The organism is Streptomyces hirsutus, assembly GCF_001418415.1.
Taxonomy (GTDB): domain Bacteria; phylum Actinomycetota; class Actinomycetes; order Streptomycetales; family Streptomycetaceae; genus Streptomyces; species Streptomyces hirsutus.
In genome coordinates this window covers 1-4,650 of record NZ_LIQT01000147.1, presented here as the reverse complement: position 1 = coordinate 4,650, position 4,650 = coordinate 1, and the positions used below count along the sequence as shown (strand labels likewise).

3 protein-coding genes and 1 pseudogene are annotated in these 4,650 nt (G+C 74.3%); 2 read left to right on the top strand and 2 right to left on the bottom strand.

Going from position 1 to position 4,650, the window contains the following annotated elements; all coding sequences use genetic code 11:
* Nucleotides 1-50: 50 nt before the first annotated feature.
* On the bottom strand, nucleotides 51-590 hold the full coding sequence (locus AOK11_RS11795; RefSeq protein WP_240497304.1) for a hypothetical protein: 540 nt from the start codon (nucleotides 588-590) through the stop codon (nucleotides 51-53).
* Entirely contained in the window at nucleotides 587-2,332 is a 1,746-nt protein-coding gene (locus AOK11_RS11790; protein WP_055593627.1) for a PHP domain-containing protein, read from the bottom strand. Before AOK11_RS11790 ends, AOK11_RS11795 begins: the two co-directional genes overlap by 4 nt.
* A gap of 617 nt (nucleotides 2,333-2,949) precedes the next feature.
* Between AOK11_RS11790 and AOK11_RS11785 the strand changes: the two genes are divergently transcribed.
* Both AOK11_RS11785 and AOK11_RS11780 read left to right on the top strand, forming a co-directional pair.
* Nucleotides 2,950-4,233 (top strand): prenyltransferase/squalene oxidase repeat-containing protein, encoded by a 1,284-nt coding sequence (locus AOK11_RS11785; protein WP_240497303.1) that lies wholly within the window; start codon nucleotides 2,950-2,952, stop codon nucleotides 4,231-4,233.
* Between the two features lie 51 nt (nucleotides 4,234-4,284).
* Nucleotides 4,285-4,650, top strand: a pseudogene (locus AOK11_RS11780) (hypothetical protein); the annotation flags it as partial.

Here is a 4,650-nt window from a genome sequence, read left to right as displayed (position 1 = left end):
GGGCCGGCACGGGGGCGCGGGTGTGCGGGCCGGGGTGCGGTGCGGTGCGGTCAGTGGTCCGCGCAACAGGGCGTGGGGTCCGGGGACTCGAAGGGGACGAGGACGCCGCCCCTCGCCGGTGTGGCGGCGAGGAGGAGCTCGCCCTGCTGCCACTGCGGGCGGACGTGGTCCCGTGTCACCATCCGGGTCCCGGGGTCGGGCGTGCCCGGTGCGCCGAGGACGGTCACACGGCTGATCGCGGACCCCGCGATCAGTTCCGCGACCGTCGTCGTGCCGGTGAGCGCCGACGCCCCCGGGTAGACCACGGCCCGGCCGAACGCGTCGGGCAGGCCGGCCGACAGCTCTCCGTGCCCATCCGCCTCGAGCCGCTCCCACGTGGTGCGCAGGTACGGCTCCGACGGCAGGGACAGGGAGACGGCGACGCGCGGGCGGTCTCCGCGCACCAGGTGCGTACAGCCGAACGTCCCCTCGGGCAGATCCAGTTCGGCTGCCAGCCGCCGGAGGAGGCGGTCGGCGCCCCGCAGGTCCCGGATGTCCGCGTCGACGGTGAGGGCGTGGGCCTGGGCATGGGCGGGGGCGTGGGGCGTCACGCGGGCAGGACCCATACCGGGTTGGAGTAGAACCACAGGTCGCGCCAGGGGTCGGCGTCGCCGACGACATCGATGGCGGGGCCCGCCGGGTCGACCTCGGCACCCATCGCGCCGACGGCGGTCCGGTTGCCGTCGGAGCCGCGCAGCCGGACGTACACCGGGCGGTCGACGCGGCCGAGGTCGTACGTGACGCGGACCGTGCCGGCCGTCCTGCCGATGTCGTACGAGCGGGTGACCTTCGCGGTGGGCGCGGTGAAGGTGTCCTTGTCGGCGACGGGGCCGGTGACGTCGCCCTGGATGACGTCCACGCGGGCCAGCTCGGGTATGAAGCCCGCCCAGTTGGTGCCGCCGGCGAGTGCGATGTCGGCCGTCAGGGTGACCCTGGTGCCCTTGCGCACGTGCAGCGCGCCGCCGAGCGTGGCCCAGCGACCGCCGCCGGAGACCCGGACGTCGAGGCCGCTGACGAGCCGGCCGTGGTCGACCCAGATGCGGCCGGCGCGGATGCCGTCCATGACGGCGGCGTAGGAGAAGCCGTCGGCGCCTACGTGGGTGCGGCTGTACTGGCCGGGCCAGTAGTCGCCCTGGGTGATGTCGATCTGCCCGTGGTACACGGGATCCGGGTAGCGGCCGTCGGCGTTGAAGTCGCCGCCGGTGCCGCGCGCCCCGGTGTCGGCGTAGACCTGGTGGGAGTCGGAGTTGGCGGTGATCCACCAGGGGCGGCCCTCGGCGAGGAGGCTGTCCCACAGGCCGCCGACGGTGGCGGTCATCCAGTCGAAGCCGCCCCAGGTGCGGTAGCTCTCCAGCGGGTAGCCGGCGAAGGAGTTGGCGCTGGGGCCGTTGTCGTAGATGCCGCGGGCGCGCCCCATGCCGAGGGGCTTGGGCAGACCGGCGGCCTGGTGGCCGGGAGCGCCCTCGAAGCCGACGGCGATCTGGTGGCTCTTCGGGGTGGCGTCGCGCCAGGCGCGGATCTCGTGCGGGGAGTCGACACCGCGCCGCGCCGGGTGGTTGGCGAGCATCAGGGCGTCGTCGATCCTGCGCCGTCTCACCTGCTCGGCGAGGAACTCCAGGCCCGCGACGGCGAGCGCCTCGTTGGCGGGGGTGGAGTCGGAGGTGCCCTTCACGCTGCCGTCGTAGTCGTTCTCGAACTGCTTGAGGACGGCGACCTCGTCGCGTCCGGGGTGGACGAAGACGGTGCCGTGCTCGGCGGCCGGGATGTTCCATTCCAGGCCCTGGAAGACCAGGGTGTCCTCGTGGGCGGCGCGGGCCTCCTTGATGTCCGGGTTCACCTTCTCCACGCCGATCCTGGCGTGCGTCTCGCTGCCGTGGTCGGTGATGACCAGCCAGTCCATGCCGTGCCTGGCGCCCTGGCGGACCTGGTCGACGACGCGGTACTTGCCGTCGCTGCTGTACTGGGTGTGGATGTGGTGGTCACCGGCCAGCCACAGGAAGCCCTTGTCCTTGCCCCGGCCGCTGCCGCGGCTGTTCCCGCCGGACCGGGCGGGTGCGGCGGCCGCGGTGCTCGTGGACAGCACGCTGCCGGCCGCGAGGCCCGCGCCGAGCAGCCCGGCCCGGCGCAGAAGGGTGCGGCGCGACTTCTGCTCCGGGGAGAGGGCCTCGTCGGGCACGGAGGCGTCGAAGGCGGCGGGCAGCGGCGCCGTCGCCTCGTGCCGGTGGTCGTCCCCGTGGTGGTGGGGGTGGTGGCCGTGCGCGTGACCGTGCCCGTGCGTGTGCCCGTGTCCCATATGCGTGCCTCCTGGATGCCACCGGTGGGGGCGGCTGCCTTCCGCGGCGCGATCGCGCCGCGTGTGGAGGATGGGGGCACCGCGTGAACGTCGTACGACATGGGGGTGATCGGCACATGCCCCTGGTGCGGCGGCTCACCGCGCCCGCTCCTCCGGTCGCCCCGGGTCGCGGTCCGGACACCGCGGGTCGCACCTCACGGAGGCCGTGGGGCGCACGGCAGTTTCCGTGCCCCGCGCCGAAGACGCGGTGCCGCGCACCGGCACGAGGCAGGCGGCAGGCGTCCCGGTCACGCGCCCCGTCATCACTGCCGTCACCACCGCCGTCACGGGCTGCCGTCACGCATCGGGCGGTCGTGCCGGGTGTGAGACGGCGAAAACAGCGGTACGGACGTTGAGTCGGAGCCGTTTCCCTAAAATGGAACGCACGCGGATGCCATATGCCGCCCAGCGGGAGGGGGATGAAGCACGCCTTGTCCCCACAGCAGCTCGGCCGCGGTCCGTTGCGGCCCACTCCCCCGGATAGTCCCGCCCCTTCCGGCCCGGACGACGGGACGTCCCGGCCGATCCGGTCCGTGGGCCCGCTGGGCGGACTCGGTTGCGCGGCGGCCGGATACGCCGTGTTCCAGTTCCTGTTCGAGGTGCTGCCCGCCTCCGTCGGCGGGGAGGCCGCGAAGTACCTGATCGCCTCGGTGGGCGGCCTCGGCACCGCGCTCTCCGCATGGTTCACGGCGGCACTGCTGCGGGCCCGCGCGACAGCACCGGCGCCGCGACCGCTGCCACAGCCCACGCCCGGAACCATTCCTCCGACCGATGCCCACGCCCCCGGCCCGCTTCCGCAGCTCTTCGCGGCCACCTACGACACGCTCGTCGGCGAACTGTCGGTCGTCGACGATCCGGAGCGCGGGCGGCTCGTCGGCTGGTCGCACTCGCTGGGCGAGAGCTCCCCGTCCCGCCCCACCTCGGTCGGGACGGCGTACGGGCTGCAGACCATGCTGGAGCTGGGGACGACCGACGGACGCCTCTCCACGGGCGAACTCGCCGACACACTCTGGCGGTTGCGGCTTCCGGGCGGCGGCTGGTCGGCCCGGTCGCAGGGCGCGCGGGCGCGTCCCGAGGTGACCGCGCTGGTGCTGGGCGCGCTGGCCCGCGCGGGGGCGTCCCGGGGCGGCCGGCTGGCGCGCGAGGTGGACCTCTGCACGGCGGCCTTCACCCGGGACGCCGACCGCGCGGGACGCGAGTCGACCCACGTGATGACGACGGTGCTGCGCGGGCTGCTGCGCGCCGCGCCCGAGTGCGACGCCCTGCCGGTACTGCGGGAGGCGCTCGTCGAGGGGGCGGTGAGCGATCCGCACCGGGACCGTCTGCGCTGCTGGGGCTACCGGCTCGACTCGCCGCGCGGACGCCCGTCACCGGTGCACACCGCGCAGGCGTTGCTCGCGCTCGACCGTGCGGCACGCGTCCTGGGCGAGAGCCCGGAGGCGCGGGCCGCCCGTGAGGACGGCGTGCGCTGGCTGCTGTCCTGCCCCGACGCACCGCACCACGTCTGCCGGGACCTGGAGAACCGCCGGGAGGAGGTCCGCCGTCCCCGCCCCGACGACCCGGCGCGCCACGAGGTGCTGAACGTACGGCTCTTCACCGCGTCCTGGGTCGTGCGCGCCCTGCTGTGCGAGGGCTCGCTGGAGGTGGCCCGGCGGGACGGCCGGGAGGAGACCTGGCGGGAGCTGCTGGACGGCGCGGCCGCCGGTGTACGGGCCGGGCAGCAGGACGGCATCTGGACCTGGGGGCGGGGTGAGAGCACGGAGCTGCGGTGCCCTCTGTGGATGACGTATCAAGGTGTGTCGGCACTGCGCGCACACGCGGTGTGGACGTACCGACCGGACGAAGCGGCTCCCGCGCGTTGACCCGTGGAACGGGTGTGCGCGCCGAGTGGGAGCCGGAAGGGCGGAGTGTGCATGGGTGGTCGACAGGTCTTGGCGGCACGGCGGTTGCTGGCCGAATCCCTGGACGGTGCGTTGCCCGAGCGGGACCAGGTGGCCGCGGCCTACGCGGTCGTCGACGAACTCGGTTCGCCGGAGCGCCTGTTGGAGCTGGTCGCCGAACTCGCCTGCGGCGAGGGCGATCCCGGGGCGGCGGCCCTGCTGTCGTACCGGCACGTCCTCGGCTTCGACAAACTGCTGCTGGTCGACGCCGGACCGCAGCACATGCTGCGCGCCCATGTGTGGCACGCGGGTGCGGGCGGCACGGGCCGGGAGGACATCCACAACCACCGCTCGGTGCTGGCCTCGCATGTCGTGCGGGGCCAGCACCGAGCGGTGGTT